Raw genomic sequence first — 18,304 nt, 5'->3', positions numbered from 1 at the left:
AACCGGCCACACGCCACGGCAGAAAAGTTAATCGCCCAATAACCAGACGTAAGAACTGTGAACCCTTTACCAGAGAGGCAGACCAGCACGCTTGATAAGGCCATCAGCCATCATTCAGCATGCTGATAAGCCGTTAGCCGATTGACCTGTTATTTTCAGTCATGGTGTATTGCCAGGCTGCTGAGAACCAATCGCCCAATAATAAAAAGGACTTGCGATGAAGCGCACTCTGACTGCACTTGCCATCATCATTGGCGTGGCCGCCGCTGGCGGCGCCTGGTACGTCACCAGCAAACAACCAAGCCGCGACGGCAATGTCGACCTTGCGCATCTGCAAGCACCTGTCAGCGTTGCCTATGATGAGCGCGGTGTGCCGCATATTCAGGCCCAGAACGAAGCCGACATGTACCGCGCATTCGGCTTTGTGCATGCGCAGGACCGCCTGTTCCAGATGGAATTGATGCGCCGTCTGGCGCGCGGCGAACTGGCCGCGGTTCTGGGTGACAAACTGGTGGAAACGGATCGCTTGTTTCGCACCCTCGGCATCCGCCAGCATGCAGATGCCTACGCTCAGGCGATGGATACCAGCCAGCCTTCCTACAAAGCCCTGCAAGCCTATCTGGATGGCATAAACCAATATCAGGACAGCCATCCAGCGCCCGTTGAATTCGACCTGCTGGGCATCGAGAAGCGCCCGTTCACCGTCGCCGACACCATCAGCGTGGCCGGCTACATGGCCTACAGCTTTGCCGCCGCATTTCGCACCGAACCAGTACTGAGTTTTGTGCGCGACCAGCTCGGCGCCGATTATCTCAAGGTCTTCGACCTCGCCTGGCATCCGCAAGGGGTAATGGGCCAGTCGCTGGCCAGCAGCGACTGGCAGGATCTCAACAGCATCGCCCAATTGAGCAATGACGCACTCGCTGAGGCGGGTTTGCCACAATTCGAAGGCAGCAACGCGTGGGCGGTTTCGGGCAGCCGCACTGCCAGCGGCAAGCCATTGCTGGCGGGCGATCCGCACATTCGCTTTTCAGTACCGGCGGTTTGGTACGAGGCCCAACTGAGTTATCCCGGCTTCGACTTGTACGGTCACCATCAGGCCCTCAACCCGGTTGCATCGCTCGGCCATAACAAGGACTTCGCCTGGAGCATTACCATGTTCCAGAATGACGACCTCGACCTGATCGCCGAGAAGGTCAATCCGCAAAACCCCAATCAGGTCTGGTATCAGGGTGAATGGACCGACCTGCAAGCACGCAGCGAAACCATCGAAGTCAAAAACGCCGAGCCAGTCCAACTGACGCTGCGCAGCTCGAAGCACGGCCCGATCATCAACGATGCGCTGGGTAACACAGTCGGCAAAACCCCGATCGCCATGTGGTGGGCATTTCTCGAAACCGACAACCCGATTCTCGATGGTTTCTACAAACTCAACCGTGCAGAAACGCTGAGCAAAGCCCGCAGCGCGGTTGAAAACATCGAAGCGCCGGGACTTAACGTCATCTGGGCCAATGCCACGGGCGATATCGGTTGGTGGGCTGCGGCCAAACTGCCTCGCCGACCTGCCGGGGTGAACCCGAGCTTTATTCTCGACGGCGCCAGCAGCGAGTCGGACAAGCTCGGCTTCTACCCGTTCAGTGACAACCCACAAGAAGAAAACCCTGCACGCGGCTACATCGTCTCAGCCAACTTTCAGACCGTATCGCCGACAGATATAGAAATTCCGGGCTATTACAACCTTCCCGACCGTGGCCAGCGCCTCAATCAACACCTGGCCGATAGCAGCGTGAAATGGGATCAGAACAACAGCCGCGCCTTGCAACTCGAAACAGGAACGGGCTACCCCGCTCGACTGCTAAAACCGATTATCAACGACCTGCAAGCCGCCGCTACGGATGACCAGGAACGCGCATTGGTCGAGCAGCTCGCCCAATGGGACGGCGACCATACGCTCGAATCGGTGACGGCGACTGTATTCAATCAACTGGTCTACGAAATCGCCCGCCACGGCATGGCTGACGAACTCGGCGAAGCCTTCTTCAACAACCTGATCGCCACCCGCGCGCTGGATATCGCGCTGCCGCGACTCACGGCAGACGAGCAATCGCCCTGGTGGGATAACCGCAACACCGATGCTGTGGAAAGCCGTGCGAGCACAATCAAGGCCGCCTGGCAGGCGAGCATGCAGCACCTCAGGCAAACGCTGGGCGACAACCCTGCCGACTGGCAGTGGGGTAAAACTCACACCCTCACCCACAACCATCCACTGGGCCAGAAAAAGCCACTGGATCGCCTGTTCAATATCGGCCCGTTTGCCGCCCCCGGTGGTCATGAGACCCCGAACAACTACGCCCACAAAATCGGCCCCGCGCCCTGGGATGTCAGCTACGGCCCATCAACCCGGCGCCTGGTCGACATGGCTGACGCCAGCAAGGCCATCGGCATCAATCCAGTCGGGCAAAGTGGCGTGCCATTCGATAAACACTTCAGCGATCAGGCCGAACGCTATATGCGCGGCGAATACGTCCCCATGCACCTGAGCCAAGACGATGTGGCCGCGCACACCGAAAGCACCCTCACGTTGAAGCCGGTCGAGTGACGACTGTACTGATGCGCAACAACCGTCGCCTGGGTGGAGCGAATGCGAAACCCAGGATGGTTTTTGAGCGCAGCCAATAACGGCGCCAGCCACAGCAAAATCTCGTACCTGATTACGGATCTAATTGGTCGGACTGCAATCAAAAGGAAATATCTGCGCCCTACAGTACAGCCTCGATTTTAGGAGTAGCCCTCTCGTGAGCCGCACAACTCGAAATATCTGCAGAACCCTTGATCAGGTTGCCTCTAACAACGAGGACGCCGCTGTGGCGATGATGCGTGCCGCCGAGCGAATCAGTGACGAGGTGCTCAAGCAGCAACTGTTCAACCTGATCCACCGGCTTAATCTCGATGCATCACAACTGCGCTTCACCCGCGAAGAAATAGCCGACCAAGGGCTTAAGCGCGCCTGATAGTGCCGGACACTCAAGAACGGCTAGCGTGCAATCCGCAGCCGATGCCCGCTAAGCCTTGAAGGCCAAGCCCGGTAAGGGCTGGCCTTCAGGCTCTGGATTTATTGCAGGCGCAGGCTTGAGCTGAACTGGCTGATGGCATCCACAACATGCTGCGAGCCTTGCTGGATTTCCAGAATCACTTCGCCCGCCTCGTTCGCCAGCTCAACACCTACGCTGGTGCGACTCAGACTGGACTGCATGCTCTCTACCGCTGAACGTGAGAGTTCATTGTTCTGGCGCACCACTTCTACGATTTCCAGCGTCGCCTGACTGGTGCGCGCAGCAAGACTGCGCACCTCGTCTGCAACGACCGCAAAACCGCGCCCATGCTCGCCGGCCCGCGCCGCTTCGATCGCCGCGTTAAGGGCCAGCAGGTTGGTCTGGTCGGCAATCCCGCGAATAGTCTGCACGATGCTGCCGATCACTTCGGACTGTTTGTTCACCGCATCGATACTGCGCGCGGCCTGATTGAGATTGCTGGAAATCTCTTCGATCACCTCAACTGTCTGGCGCACCACAGCCGAGCCCTTCTTGGCGCATGCATCGGTCTGTACCGACGTGGCATGGGCGGTGTCTGCGGCCGCTTGCTGAGAGGTCATTTGCTCGGTGATGTCACTGGCGAATTTGACGACCTTGTATAACCGCCCCTTAGCATCAAAAATCGGGTTATACGAAGCCTCCAAAAATACCTGACGGCCATGGCTGTCGACGCGCGAGAAGCGCCCGCTGAAGTATTCCCCGCGATTCAATGCCGCCCAGAACGCTTTGTAGCCAGGGGATTCGCGCTCTTCGCGCGAGCAGAACATGCTGTGATGCTGGCCAATCACCTCGGCCGGCTTGTAATGCAGGGTGCTGTAGAAGTTCTCATTGGCCTTAATAACCCGGCCATCCGGACTGAACTCGATGACCGCCATCGACCGGCCAATAGTTTTCAGCATACCTTCGCCTTCACGCTCACGGTTAACCCGCTCGGTGATGTTGGTAGCCACTTTGATCACACTGGTGACCTGACTCTGGGCGTTTTTAACCGGCATATAGCTGGCTTCGAGCCAGATTTCCCGACCACTCTTGTCCAGCCGCATGAAGGTACCACTGAGCGGCTTGCCCGACGCTAAATCACGCCAGAATTGAGCATATTCAGAGCTGCGATACTGCGACTCTTCGCAGAATACCCGGTGGTGCTTGCCGCACACCTCATCGGCGCCGTAGCCCATCACTGCGCAAAAATTGTCGTTGGCACTCAACACAATGCCATCTGGGCTGAATTCGATCATTGCCATTGAGGTGCTGATCGCGGCCAACTTAGCGTTGAGTTCACAAACCGTCGCGTTGTAGCGCTCGCATTCGTTTTGGTAGTGCTTGCGTGCTGAGTTGAACATCCAATCATCCTCATAGCTGAAAGCAAATAAATGCATGACCAGGCGGTTTTATAGGCCAGCTCCGGCGCTGCACTCCTGCAACACGGGGACTGACACCTGTTCTTACCGGGTAAATCAATTAATAACTGAACACGCTATCGCGCCGGCTTTTTTGCCCATCGGCGCAGACAGATGACAGAACTTGATCTGCCTGCCGGCGACTGGCAAACAAAGGCGCTATGACTAACGATTTCGACCGAAAAATGTATTTCTTTATGTATCTCGTCGGTAAATGCAGCGTACAAGCCATCAAATAGCCATCATGTGAACCAATGCGCATTTTGGTACGACCGTACTTATATTAGAAGCCATTTTTTCGGCGTCAATTTTAATCAGGCACAAAACTGGACACCCCGCGCCCCAGCCGTTAGCGTGACTGCCCGTCCGAAAACCAAACGCCTCGCCTACCCGAACCGTTCGGTTTTCATCGAATACACGATGACCCTGAAGGGAACAGACAATCATGAGCTTGAACGTATTTTTATCCGGCGAGATCCACACCGACTGGCGCCAGCAGATCATGCAGGGCGCACGCGAACTGGGGCTCGACATTACCTTCAGTTCGGCAGTGACCGACCACGACAGCAGCGATGCGGCGGGTGATGTGCTGGGCGCAGAAAGCAATCCGTTCTGGCGCGACCACAAGTCGGCCAAGGTCAACGCGATTCGCTGCAAGACCCTGATCGAACAATGCGATGTGGCAATCATTCGCTTCGGTGACAAGTACAAGCAGTGGAACGCCGCATTTGATGCAGGCTACTGCGCAGCGCTCGGCAAGCCGTACATTACCCTGCATGGCGAAGACATCATTCACCCGCTGAAGGAAGTGGATGGCGCTGCAATGGCCTGGGCGCAAACGCCCGGTCAAGTTGTCGAGCTGTTGCAATACATCACCCGCAGCGCCTGATTACTGCGGGCTGAAATGCTGCTTGCCAACTGAATGGCAGGCAAAAAAAACGGGCCGTGAAAACGGCCCGTTTTTTTGTGTGAACACCCTTAACCAGCGGCTTTCGCTTCAGGTTTGTCCTGCTGCCAAGTGGCTGCAGCACCTTCTTCAATCGCTTGCTGAACGGCCTTGCGGCGTTTTTCTTCAGCGCGACGGGAGATGATCCAAACCAGGAATGTCGCCGCCGATACCGCCAGCAGAATCAAACTGGCAATCGCGTTGATTTCCGGCTTAACCCCCAGACGTACCGCCGAGAACACTTCCATCGGCAGGGTTGTTGAGCCCGGCCCGGAAACGAAGCTGGCCAGTACCAGGTCGTCCAACGACAGTGCAAAGGACATCATGGCACCGGCTGCCAAGGAAGGCGCGATCATGGGGATGGTGATCAAAAAGAACACCTTCAATGGCTTGGCGCCAAGGTCCATCGCCGCTTCTTCGATCGACATGTCCAGCTCACGCAAGCGTGAAGACACGACCACCGCCACATAAGCTGTACAGAACGTAGTGTGCGCGATCCAGATGGTCACGATACCGCGCTCCTGCGGCCAGCCGAGAATCTGCGCCATGGCCACGAAAAGCAGCAGCAGCGACAGACCGGTGATCACCTCAGGCATAACCAGCGGTGCAGTGACCAGACCGCCGAACATGGTGCGGCCCTTGAAGCGCGTCACACGGGTCAGCACGAAGGCTGCCAGCGTGCCGAGAATCACTGCCGAGATCGCCGTGTAAAAGGCGATCTCCAGCGAGCGCAGGACCGCGCCGATCAGCTGACGGTTATCGAGCAGGCCGACATACCACTTGACCGACCAGCCACCCCATACCGTTACCAGGCGCGAGCCGTTGAACGAGTAGATGACCAGAATCAGCATGGGCAGATAGATGAACAGGAAACCGACCCAGAGCATCATGTTGGAGAAACTGAAACGCTTCATGCGCGGCCCTCCATCTCTTTGGCCTGGTTACGGTTGAACAGAATGATCGGCACGATCAGCAATGCCAGCATCACTACTGCCAATGCGGAAGCTACCGGCCAGTCACGGTTGTTGAAGAACTCTTGCCAGAGGATCTTACCGATCATCAGGGTTTCCGGACCGCCAAGCAGCTCAGGAATAACGAACTCACCCACTGCCGGAATGAATACCAGCATGCAGCCGGCAATGATGCCGTTCTTCGACAGCGGCACGGTGATCTTCCAGAAGCTGTTGAACGTGCTGGAACCCAGATCGGCCGCAGCTTCAAGCAAGCTCTGATCATGCTTGACCAGGTTGGCATAGAGCGGCAGCACCATGAACGGCAGATACGAATAAACAATACCGATGTAGACCGCGAAGTTGGTATTGAGGATCTGCAGCGGTTCGCTGATCAAGCCCACGCTCATCAATGCACTGTTGAGCAGACCGTTGTTGCTGAGAATCCCCATCCAGGCGTAAACGCGGATCAGAATCGCTGTCCAGGTCGGCATCATGATCAGCAGCAGGAACACTGTCTGCATCTCAGGCTTGGCGCGCGCAATGGCGTAGGCCATCGGATAACCAATCAACAGGCAGATCAGGGTGCTGAAGAACGCCATCTTCAGGGAGCCGAGATAAGCAGCCAGATACAGCTCATCTTCGGTCAGGAAGATGTAGTTACCCAGGTTGAGAATGATCGACAACTGGCCTTCAGCCCAGGTGTAAATCTCGGTATACGGCGGAATCGCAACGTCGGCTTCGGCAAAGCTGATTTTCATCACAATGATGAAAGGCAGCAGGAAGAACAGGAAGAGCCACAGGAATGGCACACCTATTACAAAATGCCGGCCTTTGGGCATTCGCCGGCTAATGCTTCGGGAAATGTTCATGAGCGCAACGCCACCCCGCTATCGTCCTCCCACCAGACGAAGACCTGGTCGTCCCAGGTAGGTCGTGCGCCGCGTCGCTCAGCGTTAGCAACGAAGGACTGAACAATCTTGCCGCTTGGCAACTGAACGTAGAACACCGAGTGACCGCCCAGATAGGCGATATCGTGAACGACGCCACGCGACCAGTTGTATTCGAAGGCCGGCTGCTCGGTGGTAACCAACAGCTTCTCGGGACGAATCGCATAGGTGATGGTCTTGTCTTGCACCGAGGTGCTCACACCGTGGCCCACGTAAATATTGCGCTCGAGGTCCGGGCTGTCGATCAACGCGTAGGCTTCGGAGTCATCAACCACCACGCCGTCAAACAGGTTGACGTTACCGATGAATTCACAAACCAGGCGACTGGTTGGCGTTTCATAAATATCAATCGGGCTGCCAATCTGGGCAATCCAGCCCAAGTGCATGATCGCAATCCGCTGGGCCATGGTCATGGCCTCTTCCTGATCGTGGGTCACCATCACGCAGGTTACGCCGACGCGCTCGATGATTTCGACCAGTTCAAGTTGCATCTGCGAACGCAGTTTTTTGTCCAGTGCGCCCATAGGCTCGTCGAGCAACAGCAGCTTCGGGCTTTTAGCCAGCGAGCGTGCCAGAGCCACACGCTGACGCTGACCACCCGAAAGCTGATGCGGCTTACGCTTGGCGTACTGCGACATCTGTACCAGCTTGAGCATCTCGGCGACGCGCGCCTCAATGTCGGCCTTGGGCATTTTGTCCTGACGCAGACCGAAGGCAATGTTTTCCGCCACAGTCATGTGCGGGAACAAGGCGTAGGACTGGAACATCATGTTGATCGGGCGCTCGTAGGGCGGCAGATCAGTGATGTCTTCGCCGTCGAGGTAAATGCGACCCTCAGTCGGCCGTTCGAAACCAGCCAGCATACGCAGCAGCGTTGACTTACCCGAGCCGGAGCCACCCAACAGGGCGAAGATTTCGCCCTTGTTGATGGTCAGGGAGACATCATCGACAGCGATGGTCTCGTCAAATTTCTTGGTTACTCGATCAATCTTGACCAGCACTTCTTTCGGTTGCTGATCTCCCTCGAGTACCTTTTTATAGGTGCTTGAAGCCACTGCCATTACGAAACTCCCGGAAAACGCGCCCTCACCTTTGAGGAGGGGCGCTTAATAATTATTTGCCCGACTTGATCTTGGTCCAGCTGCGTGTCATTACGCGCTGAATCTTGCGCGGCATCTCAGCCTGAATAAACAGTCTGTCCAGGACTGCTTGCGGTGGATAAACCGCTGGATTCTCACTGACTTCTTTATCCATGAACTCCCGGGATTTCAAATTCGGGTTGGCGTAGCCAACATAGTTACTTACCTGCGCAATTACTTCCGGCTGGAGCAAGTAGTTGATAAATGCGTGGGCTTCCTTGACGTTCTTGGCGTCTGCCGGAATCGCCATCATGTCGAACCACAGGTTGGCGCCTTCTTTCGGAATGGCGTAGGCGATTTCGATGCCCTTGCCAGCCTCATCAGCGCGGTCAGCCGCCTGAATCACGTCACCGGAGAAACCGGCCGCCACACAGATGTTGCCATTGGCCAGGTCACTGATGAACTTGGACGAGTGGAAGTAGGTTACGTACGGGCGCACTTCCAACAGCTTGGCTTCGGCTTTCTTGTAGTCGTCCGGATTCTTGCTGTTCGGGTCGAGGCCCATGTAGTTGAGCACGGCCGGGATCATTTCATCCGGCGAGTCGAGGAACGAGACGCCGCAGGTGCTGAGCTTCTTCATGTTCTCGGGCTCGAACAGCACCGCCCATGAATCGATATGGTCCACGCCCAGCACTTCCTTGACCTTGGCCACGTTGTAGCCAATACCGTTGGTGCCCCACAGATAAGGCACTGCGTACTGGTTGCCCGGGTCGTTGGTGTTCAGCTGTTTGAGCAGACGCGGGTCAAGATTGTCCCAGTTGCTCAGCTGGCTGCGATCAAGCTTCTGGAACGCGCCAGCCTTGATTTGCTTGCCGAGGAAGTTGTTCGACGGCACCACAATGTCGTAGCCGGTGTTGCCCGACAGAAGCTTGCCTTCAAGGGTTTCGTTGGAGTCGAAAACGTCATAGCCAGGCTTGATGCCCGTGGCTTTTTCGAAGTCGGCCAGCGTGGTCTCGCCGATGTAGTCGCTCCAGTTGTAGATATGCACAGAAGACTCGGCTTGAGCTCCGGCGATCAGGCCGAGTGTCAGCGCAGTTACGGTAAACGTCTTGCTGAAGGGAATCTGCATATTTAAGTCCTTTTGTACGTACCGGTTGGCTCGGCAGCACTTGATTCGTCTTGGATTTATTGTGTCCATAACAGCGGCCTGTTGGCCGATCATTGGTAATCGAACGCCACCCTTTGTGGATGCTCCAGAACTGCGACTTAGCCCATCACAGTTACTTTATCGGACCGTTGGCTTGCGTGTATTGCAAACCTCAACGGCTGGCTCAGCACTCGATAACCGACAACCACTGGGCGCCGCACAGGCGCCGCCCAGTAACTGCATTGCCTGTTAACGACCTGACTTGACCTTGGTCCAGCTGCGAGTCATTGCACGCTGAACTTTCGGGCTCAACTCGGAGAAGGTGTACAGCTTCTTGGAAGCCTCTTCAGTCGGGTAGATGCCAGGGTTGTTACGGATTTCTTCGGATACCAGCGGCGTAGCAGCGCTGTTGCCGTTCGGGTATGCCACGTAGTCAGAGATCGGCGCGATCACTTCAGGCTTCATGATGTAGTTCAGGAAGGTGTAAGCCTCCTCTGGATTCTTGGCATCAGCCGGAATGGCCATCATGTCGAAGAACGCAGCCGCACCTTCTTTAGGAATGGTGTAGGAAACTGGCACACCGTTCTTGGCTTCTTCAGCGCGCGCTTCAGCCTGGAAAACGTCGCCAGACCAACCCAACGCCACGCAGATGTTGCCGTTAGCCAGGTCGGAGATGTACTTGGACGAGTGGAAGTAGGTGATGTTCGGACGAATTTTCAGCAGCAGCTCTTCGGCCTTCTTCACGTCTTCAACGCTTTGCGCGATCGGGTTCAGACCCAGATAGTGCAGCGTTGCAGCGTAAACTTCTTCCGGAGCGTCGAGCATCGACACGCCGCAAGACTTCAGCTTCTCCATGCTTTCTGGATTGAACAGCACTTCCCACGAGTCGATTTTGTCGGTGCCCAGAGCGGCTTTGACCTTCTCAGGGTTATAGCCGATACCGGTAGTGCCCCACAGGTAAGGGAACGCGTACTGGTTGCCCGGATCAGCGGCTTCCAGCGCCTTGAGCAGGTCTGGGTTGAGGTTTTTCCAGTTTGGCAGCTTGGATTTATCCAGCTTCTGGAATACGCCCGCCTTGATCTGTTTAGCCAAGAACTGGTTCGAAGGTACAACGACGTCGTAGCCGGAGTTACCCGAAAGCAGCTTGGCTTCCAGCGTCTCGTTACTGTCGAAAACGTCGTACACAACTTTGATGCCGGACTCTTTCTGGAAGTTGTCCAGGGTGTCTTCAGCGATGTAGTCAGACCAGTTGTAGACGTGCAGCACTTTATCTTCAGCCTGCGCTGCACCCGCTACAGCCCCAGCCAGCGAAAGTGCGAGAAGAGTTTTGCCGAATAATGTCATGCGTACAGCTCCTGTTGTTTTATAAGTTATTCCAGAAGGCGGCGCAGCCTGTCTGCACCACCCCTGGTGAGCCTGGCCAACGCACTGGCGCAGTCTTGCAAGTTCGAGGGGCTTTTTACAACACTCAGATGCACATTGAGTGTTGTAACCCCGCGTACTTAACCTGCTATCTCAGCCAACGTCAGATCCAAGCACTGACGGGCCTTGCTAACCAGTTCGTCGATCTCGGCGTTGCTGATAACCAACGGTGGCGAAATAATCATCGTGTCGCCTACAGCTCGCATAATCAGACCATTGGCAAAGCAATGGGTACGGCAAATCATGCCCACACCCTGATCGCTTGAATAACGCTCACGGGTTGCCTTGTTCTTCACCAACTCAATGGCGCCGAGCATGCCAACACCGCGAACTTCACCCACCAATGGATGATCAGCCAGCTCACGTAAACGTTTCTGCAAATACGGTGCCGTCTCGGCTTTTACCCGCTCAATAATTTTTTCTTCGCGCAGGATTCGCAGGTTTTCCAAACCAACAGCAGCCGCAACCGGGTGCCCGGAATAGGTGAAGCCGTGGTTGAAATCGCCGCCCTGATTAAGCACTTCAACAATCTCGTCACGGACGATCAGGCCACCCATCGGGATGTAACCGGAAGTCAGGCCCTTGGCGATGGTCATCATGTCCGGCGTATTGCCGAAGAAGTCGCTGCCGAACCATTCGCCGGTACGGCCGAAACCGCAGATAACTTCGTCCGCTACAAACAGAATTTCGTACTTGGCGAGGATTTCACGCACCTTCGGCCAGTAGGTATCTGGCGGAATGATTACGCCGCCCGCGCCTTGAATCGGCTCGGCAATGAATGCACCGACGTTTTCTTCGCCGACTTCGAGAATCTTCTTCTCCAGTTGCTCGGCCGCCCAGATGCCGAACTCGTCCGGCGTCATGTCACCGCCCTCGGCAAACCAGTATGGCTGCGGGATGTGAACGATGCCCGGAATTGGCAGGTCGCCCTGCTCGTGCATGTAGGTCATGCCGCCCAGGCTCGCGCCCGCAACGGTTGAACCGTGGTAGCCATTGACCCGGCTGATGATAACTTTCTTGTTCGGCTTGCCCTTGATCGCCCAGTAGTGACGAACCATGCGCAGCATAGTGTCGTTACCTTCCGAGCCGGAGCCGGTGAAGAACACATGGTTCATGCCTTCCGGCGCAACAGCGGCAATCTCTTTCGCCAGCTCAAGCGCAGGCGGAGTCGCTGTCATAAAGAACATGTTGTAGTACGGCAGCTCCTGCATCTGCTTATAAGCAGCTTCGGCCAGTTCCTTGCGGCCATAACCGATGGCGACACACCACAGGCCGGCCATGGCATCAAGAATCTTGCTGCCTTCGCTATCCCACAGATAAACGCCTTCGGCCTTGGTAATAATCCGCGGTCCGACCTCAGCAAGCTGTTTGAAGTCGCTGAACGGAGCCAGGTGATGGTCACGGCTCATGGCCTGCCATTCAGCGGTTTTCGGGTTGTTCACTTGGTTGGTCATATCCACCTCAAAAAAATAATCAGGATGGGTGCCGGCCGCAGCCAGCACCCCGCCCCTCAGACAGACAGCAGCAGGAATTCACGCTCCCAGGAGCTGATTACCCGCTTGAAGTTCTCATGCTCGGCGCGTTTTACCGCCACGTAGCCACTGATGAACTTGCTGCCTAAATACTGCTCTGCAAGCTTGCAGTTTTCCATGCGTTCCAATGCCGCTTCCAATGTCAGCGGCAGGCGCAGGTTACGGCGCTCGTAGCCGCGACCAACAACTGGCGCGCTTGGCTCAATTTTTTCAACCATACCGATGTAGCCACACAGCAGGCTCGCCGCCAAGGCCAGATACGGGTTGGCGTCAGCACCGGCCAAACGGTTTTCAACACGACGGTTTTGCGGGTCGGCATCCGGCACGCGCAGACCCACGGTGCGGTTCTCTTCGCCCCACTCAACGTTTACCGGTGCCGAGGTGTCCGGAAGGAAACGACGGAACGAGTTAACGTTAGGCGCGAACAGCGGCAGCAGCTCAGGAATCAGCTTCTGCAGGCCACCGATGTGGTGCATGAACAGCTCACTCATTGAACCGTCTTCATTAGAGAAGAGGTTCTTGCCAGTGGCCTTGTCAATGATGCTCTGGTGCACGTGCATCGCACTGCCCGGCTGATCGGTGATCGGCTTGGCCATGAAGGTTGCGGTGACATCGTGCTTGAGCGCGGCTTCACGCATGGTGCGCTTGAATACCAACACCTGATCCGCCAGGTGCAACGGCTCGCCATGACGGAAGTTGATTTCCATCTGCGCCGGGCCTTCTTCGTGGATCAGCGTGTCGAGGTCCAGGCCCTGGATTTCACACCAGTCATACATGTCTTCAAACAGCGGGTCGAATTCGTTCGCCGCATCAATCGAGAACGACTGACGACCGGTTTCCGGGCGACCCGAACGGCCCAAAGGCGCTTCCAGCGGGAAGTCAGGGTCGCTGTTGCGCTTGGTCAGATAGAACTCCATTTCTGGCGCCATGATCGGCTGCCAGCCTTTATCGGAGTAGAGCTTAAGCACTTTCTTGAGAATGTTGCGCGGCGACAATTCAATCGGATTGCCTTGCTTGTCGTACGTGTCGTGGATCACCTGTGCGGTGGGCTCAATGGCCCAAGGCACCAGGAACACGGCGCTCTCGTCGGGACGGCAGACCATATCAATGTCAGCCGCGTCGAGCAGGTCGTAATAGATGTCGTCTTCGACATAGTCGCCGGTCACAGTCTGCAGCAGCACACTCTCGGGGAGGCGCATGCCTTTTTCTGCAATGAACTTGTTTGTCGGCGAAATCTTGCCCCGGGCGATGCCGGTAAGATCGCTGACCAGACACTCAACTTCGGTGATTTTGCGTTCTTTCAGCCAGCTGGATAGCTGGTCTAGTTTGGTGCTCATAGAGACCTCAGGGTTTGAGAGACGGCTTTAATAGTCGTCTCAGCGTTGCCCCGCCCTCTTCCTGCAAGCCTCACCAAAGGCCTGGAAGATGGCGAGATAATTCGGATTAGATCGTACTTGCCACTCAGGATGCCACTGCACCCCTAATGCAAAACTCGTAGCACCTTCGACGGAGAAGGATTCGATCAATCCGTCGGGCGCCAATGCTTCTACTCGAAGGCCAGGCGCCAGACGCTCAACGCCCTGACCATGAATGGAGTTAACAGTGATTTGTGTCGGTAAACCGATGGCAGCCAGCACACCGCCTGGCTGTACAGCGACGTCATGACGCGGCGAGAACTGCTGTTCAACCGGTGAGTCTTGCGGCTCACGATGATCCATCAATCCTTCAACTTCATGAACCTTTTGATGCAGTGTGCCGCCAAATACCACATTCATTTCCTGAAACCCGCGGCAAATGCCCAGCACAGGAATCCCGGCGGCAATAGCGGCTTTCAGAAGAGGCAAGGTGGTGCTGTCACGCGCAGGATCATGCAAAGTGCCGGGATCACTGGCGGGGCCGCTATAATGATGGGGTTCTACGTTGGACGGCGAGCCGGTAAATAGCAGGCCGTCGATACTGTCGAGCAAGGCAGGCTGATCCAGCAGCTCACCCAGCGACGGTATGATCAGAGGCAAAGCCTGAGCCCCCAGAACTACGGCGCGGACATATTTGTCACCAGCAGCGTAATAGTTGTGAGAACCGATCAGCTTTGTATCAGAAGTTACGCCGATTATCGGCAGGCGCGACATGGGACACCCTTTATTTTTTAGCTGTTTTGGGTTTGAGCCGAGCTTAGCCTTGTTCATTTTATTTCACAATAGGTATGTAAAAAATTGAACACACCCCACTGAGCACCCTGTCGGCAAAGGCTTTGCGCACCGCTGCAGGGGCCTAAAACGCCCCATTAAGGGCCGCGAGGCACCATAAGAGTGCACAATAAGCCCAGCTTGACAGGCGAAGGGGTTTAAGATTGACTCACACCCGTGCATTCGCATGATTGATATTTTTAACAAAATAGGTGTTGCATCATGTCGGTACCCCCGCGTGCCGTTCAGCTTAATGAAGCGAACGCGTTCCTTAAGGAACATCCTGAGGTCCAGTTCGTCGACCTTCTTATTGCAGATATGAATGGTGTGGTGCGCGGCAAGCGCATCGAACGCGCCAGTCTTCATAAGGTGTACGAGAAAGGTATTAATCTTCCCGCTTCCCTTTTCGCACTCGATATCAACGGCTCCACGGTGGAAAGCACCGGCCTGGGTCTGGATATCGGTGACGCAGACCGTATCTGTTTTCCAATCCCTGACACACTGTGCAACGAGCCTTGGCAAAAGCGCCCTACCGCGCAATTGCTGATGACCATGCACGAGCTGGACGGCACGCCATTCTTTGCCGACCCGCGTGAAGTGTTGCGCCAGGTGATCCAGAAGTTCGACGAACTAGGCCTGACTATCTGCGCCGCTTTCGAACTCGAGTTCTATTTGATTGACCAGGAGAACGTTAACGGCCGTCCGCAGCCGCCGCGTTCGCCGATCTCGGGCAAGCGTCCACACTCGACTCAGGTTTACCTGATCGACGACCTCGACGAATACGTCGACTGCCTGCAAGACATGCTCGAAGCTGCAAAAGAGCAGGATCTGCCAGCAGACGCCATCGTCAAGGAAAGTGCTCCGGCGCAATTCGAAGTCAACCTTCACCACACCAAAGATGCGCTCAAGGCCTGCGACTACGCCTTGTTGCTCAAGCGTCTGATCAAGAACATTGCCTACGACCACGAAATGGACTCGACCTTCATGGCCAAGCCGTATCCGGGTCAGGCAGGTAATGGTCTGCACGTGCACATCTCCTTGCTCGACAAGAAGACTGGCGAGAATATCTTCACCTCGGAAGATCCGATCACCAACGATGCACTGCGCCACTCCATCGGCGGGATCCTCGAAACCATGCCGGCTTCGATGGCGTTCCTGTGCCCGAACGTCAACTCGTACCGTCGTTTTGGCGCTCAGTTCTACGTGCCAAACGCGCCGAGCTGGGGCCTGGACAACCGTACAGTAGCCGTGCGCGTGCCAACTGGCAGCCCGGACTCCGTGCGTATCGAGCAGCGCGTCGCCGGTGCCGATGCCAACCCGTACCTGATGATGGCGTCGATTCTGGCCGGTATTCACCACGGCCTGACCAACAAGATCGAGCCGGGCGAGCCAATCGAAGGCAACTCTTACGAGCAGCTGGAGCAAAGCCTGCCGAACAACCTGCGTGATGCCCTGCGCGAGTTGGATGACAGCGAGATCATGGCCAAGTACATCGACCCGAAATACATCGACATCTTTGTCGCCTGTAAAGAGAGTGAGCTGGCTGAATTCGAACACTCGATTTCTGACCTCGAGTACAACTGGTACTTGCACACAGTTTGACGCTGCACCCGACGCCGGCCATTGAGCCGGCGTCTTTTTATCCAGTAGGATCTGCCCAGTACTGATTATTTTGCCGCCCTTGCAAGCGCGGCCTGGAGCGTTTCTGTGCGCGCCAAGACCTGACATTAATTGCCACGCCAACTGGCGAGGAAGCACCTGATCAAAGGAAGATACTCATGCACCATAAGCTCGCCGCTGTATTGCTTGCCTTCAGTCCCTTGCTGGCCTTCGCTGAAGACAAGATAGTGGTGTACAACTGGAACGACTACATCGCCCCGCAGGTCCTTGAAGACTTCACCGCAGATACCGGTATCGCGGTCGATTATCACACCTTCAGCACAGCCGACGAATTGGCCAAGATCATGGCCAGCGGCGCGTCAATCGATGTTGCAGTGCCGTCTAACGACACCATTCCCGAGCTTATAAAAACCGGCGCCATCCTCCCGCTCGACATGCGTCAGTTGCCGAACCACAAGCATCTCGACAAACAAATTCTGAGCAAACTGGCCGCCGTCGATCCGCGTAACAAATATGCCGTGCCCTATCTGTTGGGCGCCGTTGGCCTGGCCATCAGCACCCAGCAAGCCCAGGCCGCATTCGGCGGGCCACTGCCGGAAAGCTGGAGCGTATTGTTCGACCCTGAGCAAAGTGCACGGCTGAGCAATTGCGGGATCAGCGTGCTTGATGCGCCCGACGAGACCTTATCGCTGTTGCTCAATTATCAGGGCCGGGATTTCTCACGCAGCCCGCCAAGCCGGATCAAGCGCACCGGCGATGCGCTGGCAACGTTGCGGCCACTGGTGCGCTACGTAGACAGCGAGCGCTATATCGAAGACCTGCAAAACGGCAATCTGTGCATGGCCATGGCCTGGGTCGGCGATGCACTCGCGGCCAAACAGGCGGGGCAGCCTGTAGAGTTTATGGTTCCGAGCGAAGGCACGGTACTGTTCATCGACAACCTGGTGATCCCGAAAACGGCCAGCCGCGCGGATCTGGCGCTGCGTTTTATCGATTACATGATGCAGCCAAAAGTTGCCGCCGAAATCACCACAGAAACCCTCTACCCCAACGCCAACGCAGACTCCAAAGAATTCCTCACGGCTGAGCTGCAGGCCATGCCAGACCTGTACCCAAGCCTGGAAATCAAGCGGCGTTTCTACACCCTGAAAACCATATCGCCGGAACAGAAGGCCGCGCGTGACGAGGTCTGGAGCCAGTTCACCGCCGCGCCATAATCGGTGCCAGCACTTGCCGCCTGCCCGACACCAACTAACGTTATGTCTGCAGGCTGGCGCAAATGCCGCTACCCTGAGTGCGAGCTGCAGGCTCACAACGCGCCAACTTTGGCTGGCGCGAGCCTCATGACTACGATCCCACCTCAATGGAGCGCCCATGAAAACTGTCCACTTTCTGTTATTGCTGTTGCTTGGCGCCAGCCTCACTGGGTGCGGCTACAACGATATGCAACGCCAGGACGAAGCAGTCAAAGCGGCGTGGTCGGAAGTCATCAACCAGTATCAGCGCCGCGCTGATCTGGTACCCAATCTGGTCAATACCGTGAAGGGCTACGCCCAGCACGAAGAAAAGGTCTTCATCGAAGTCACCGAGGCCCGCGCCAAGGTCGGCAGCATGCAGATCAACACCGACAGCCTCGACGACCCGCAAAAAATTCAGCAGTTTCAAGCCGCGCAGGGCGAGCTTTCCAGCGCGCTGTCACGCTTGATGGTGGTGAGCGAGAACTACCCGCAGCTCAAGGCCGACGGTCTGTTCCAGAACCTGCAGGCGCAGCTTGAAGGCACTGAGAACCGGGTGACTGTGGCACGTAACCGCTATGTGCAATCGGTGCAGGCGTACAACAGCATGATCCGAACCTTCCCCAACAACCTCACGGCCATGGCGATGGGATATTCGGTGAAGCCGAATTTCAGCGTCGAGAACGAGAAAGAAATCTCCACCGCGCCGACCGTTGACTTCGGTAACGCCGAACCTGCCAAGCAATAA

At 56.2% G+C, this 18,304-nt stretch carries 15 protein-coding genes; 6 read left to right on the top strand and 9 right to left on the bottom strand.

The genetic code is table 11. The annotated features are described in order from the left end of the window. Positions 1-217: 217 nt before the first annotated feature. Together FEZ62_RS10705 and FEZ62_RS10700 are read left to right on the top strand one after the other, a co-directional pair. Entirely contained in the window at positions 218-2,599 is a 2,382-nt protein-coding gene (locus FEZ62_RS10705; protein WP_172927636.1) for a penicillin acylase family protein, read from the top strand. A gap of 196 nt (positions 2,600-2,795) precedes the next feature. Then, entirely contained in the window at positions 2,796-3,011 is a 216-nt protein-coding gene (locus FEZ62_RS10700) for a hypothetical protein (protein ID WP_069902279.1), read from the top strand. Between the two features lie 101 nt (positions 3,012-3,112). Here FEZ62_RS10700 and FEZ62_RS10695 read toward each other — a convergent pair whose 3' ends face one another. Beyond that, positions 3,113-4,432 (bottom strand): PAS domain-containing methyl-accepting chemotaxis protein, encoded by a 1,320-nt coding sequence (locus tag FEZ62_RS10695; protein WP_172927635.1) that lies wholly within the window; start codon positions 4,430-4,432, stop codon positions 3,113-3,115. A gap of 502 nt (positions 4,433-4,934) precedes the next feature. Between FEZ62_RS10695 and FEZ62_RS10690 the strand changes: the two genes are divergently transcribed. Next, entirely contained in the window at positions 4,935-5,378 is a 444-nt protein-coding gene (locus FEZ62_RS10690; RefSeq protein ID WP_172927634.1) for a YtoQ family protein, read from the top strand. Between the two features lie 89 nt (positions 5,379-5,467). Here FEZ62_RS10690 and FEZ62_RS10685 read toward each other — a convergent pair whose 3' ends face one another. From FEZ62_RS10685 to FEZ62_RS10650, 8 genes are all read right to left on the bottom strand, one after another. Then, positions 5,468-6,349, bottom strand: coding sequence for an ABC transporter permease subunit (locus FEZ62_RS10685; protein WP_069902277.1), 882 nt, complete (start codon positions 6,347-6,349; stop codon positions 5,468-5,470). Next, on the bottom strand, positions 6,346-7,227 hold the full coding sequence (locus tag FEZ62_RS10680; protein WP_170860623.1) for an ABC transporter permease subunit: 882 nt from the start codon (positions 7,225-7,227) through the stop codon (positions 6,346-6,348). The genes FEZ62_RS10685 and FEZ62_RS10680 overlap by 4 nt, the downstream gene beginning before the upstream one ends. A gap of 26 nt (positions 7,228-7,253) precedes the next feature. Further along, positions 7,254-8,396, bottom strand: coding sequence for a polyamine ABC transporter ATP-binding protein (potA, locus tag FEZ62_RS10675; protein WP_069902275.1), 1,143 nt, complete (start codon positions 8,394-8,396; stop codon positions 7,254-7,256). Positions 8,397-8,448: 52 nt separating this feature from the next. Next, positions 8,449-9,543: a polyamine ABC transporter substrate-binding protein gene (locus FEZ62_RS10670; protein ID WP_172927633.1), complete on the bottom strand. Its 1,095-nt coding sequence runs from the start codon at positions 9,541-9,543 to the stop codon at positions 8,449-8,451. Positions 9,544-9,810: 267 nt separating this feature from the next. Further along, on the bottom strand, positions 9,811-10,905 hold the full coding sequence (locus FEZ62_RS10665; protein WP_069902274.1) for a polyamine ABC transporter substrate-binding protein: 1,095 nt from the start codon (positions 10,903-10,905) through the stop codon (positions 9,811-9,813). Between the two features lie 158 nt (positions 10,906-11,063). After that, positions 11,064-12,437, bottom strand: a complete 1,374-nt coding sequence (locus FEZ62_RS10660; protein WP_090514490.1) for an aspartate aminotransferase family protein — start codon at positions 12,435-12,437, stop codon at positions 11,064-11,066. Between the two features lie 56 nt (positions 12,438-12,493). Then, on the bottom strand, positions 12,494-13,852 hold the full coding sequence (locus FEZ62_RS10655) for a glutamine synthetase family protein (protein ID WP_069902273.1): 1,359 nt from the start codon (positions 13,850-13,852) through the stop codon (positions 12,494-12,496). A gap of 39 nt (positions 13,853-13,891) precedes the next feature. After that, positions 13,892-14,644: a gamma-glutamyl-gamma-aminobutyrate hydrolase family protein gene (locus FEZ62_RS10650; RefSeq protein ID WP_069902272.1), complete on the bottom strand. Its 753-nt coding sequence runs from the start codon at positions 14,642-14,644 to the stop codon at positions 13,892-13,894. 279 nt (positions 14,645-14,923) lie between these two features. Between FEZ62_RS10650 and FEZ62_RS10645 the strand changes: the two genes are divergently transcribed. From FEZ62_RS10645 to FEZ62_RS10635, 3 genes are all read left to right on the top strand, one after another. Next, positions 14,924-16,303, top strand: coding sequence for a glutamine synthetase family protein (locus FEZ62_RS10645; protein WP_069902271.1), 1,380 nt, complete (start codon positions 14,924-14,926; stop codon positions 16,301-16,303). A 176-nt stretch (positions 16,304-16,479) separates the two neighbouring features. Then, on the top strand, positions 16,480-17,538 hold the full coding sequence (locus tag FEZ62_RS10640; protein WP_172927632.1) for an extracellular solute-binding protein: 1,059 nt from the start codon (positions 16,480-16,482) through the stop codon (positions 17,536-17,538). Positions 17,539-17,695: 157 nt separating this feature from the next. Continuing rightward, positions 17,696-18,304, top strand: coding sequence for a LemA family protein (locus FEZ62_RS10635; RefSeq protein ID WP_069902269.1), 609 nt, complete (start codon positions 17,696-17,698; stop codon positions 18,302-18,304).

The organism is Pseudomonas sp. MS19 (assembly GCF_013277615.1).
Classification (GTDB): domain Bacteria; phylum Pseudomonadota; class Gammaproteobacteria; order Pseudomonadales; family Pseudomonadaceae; genus Aquipseudomonas; species Aquipseudomonas marincola.
The sequence above is the reverse complement of the archived record's forward strand: the minus strand, read 5'-3'. Positions and strand labels throughout refer to the sequence as shown.

Bases quoted from the DNA above. Each gene is read 5' to 3' on its own strand.
- FEZ62_RS10695 (WP_172927635.1), bottom strand. From the start codon at position 4,432: ATGTTCAACTCAGCACGCAAGCACTACCAAAACGAATGCGAGCGCTAC.
- FEZ62_RS10660 (WP_090514490.1), bottom strand. From the start codon at position 12,437: ATGACCAACCAAGTGAACAACCCGAAAACCGCTGAATGGCAGGCCATG.
- FEZ62_RS10640 (WP_172927632.1), top strand. From the start codon at position 16,480: ATGCACCATAAGCTCGCCGCTGTATTGCTTGCCTTCAGTCCCTTGCTG.
- FEZ62_RS10665 (WP_069902274.1), bottom strand. From the start codon at position 10,905: ATGACATTATTCGGCAAAACTCTTCTCGCACTTTCGCTGGCTGGGGCT.
- FEZ62_RS10680 (WP_170860623.1), bottom strand. From the start codon at position 7,227: ATGCCCAAAGGCCGGCATTTTGTAATAGGTGTGCCATTCCTGTGGCTC.
- FEZ62_RS10705 (WP_172927636.1), top strand. From the start codon at position 218: ATGAAGCGCACTCTGACTGCACTTGCCATCATCATTGGCGTGGCCGCC.
- FEZ62_RS10645 (WP_069902271.1), top strand. From the start codon at position 14,924: ATGTCGGTACCCCCGCGTGCCGTTCAGCTTAATGAAGCGAACGCGTTC.
- FEZ62_RS10635 (WP_069902269.1), top strand. From the start codon at position 17,696: ATGAAAACTGTCCACTTTCTGTTATTGCTGTTGCTTGGCGCCAGCCTC.
- potA (WP_069902275.1), bottom strand. From the start codon at position 8,396: ATGGCAGTGGCTTCAAGCACCTATAAAAAGGTACTCGAGGGAGATCAG.
- FEZ62_RS10670 (WP_172927633.1), bottom strand. From the start codon at position 9,543: ATGCAGATTCCCTTCAGCAAGACGTTTACCGTAACTGCGCTGACACTC.
- FEZ62_RS10650 (WP_069902272.1), bottom strand. From the start codon at position 14,644: ATGTCGCGCCTGCCGATAATCGGCGTAACTTCTGATACAAAGCTGATC.
- FEZ62_RS10685 (WP_069902277.1), bottom strand. From the start codon at position 6,349: ATGAAGCGTTTCAGTTTCTCCAACATGATGCTCTGGGTCGGTTTCCTG.
- FEZ62_RS10655 (WP_069902273.1), bottom strand. From the start codon at position 13,852: ATGAGCACCAAACTAGACCAGCTATCCAGCTGGCTGAAAGAACGCAAA.
- FEZ62_RS10690 (WP_172927634.1), top strand. From the start codon at position 4,935: ATGAGCTTGAACGTATTTTTATCCGGCGAGATCCACACCGACTGGCGC.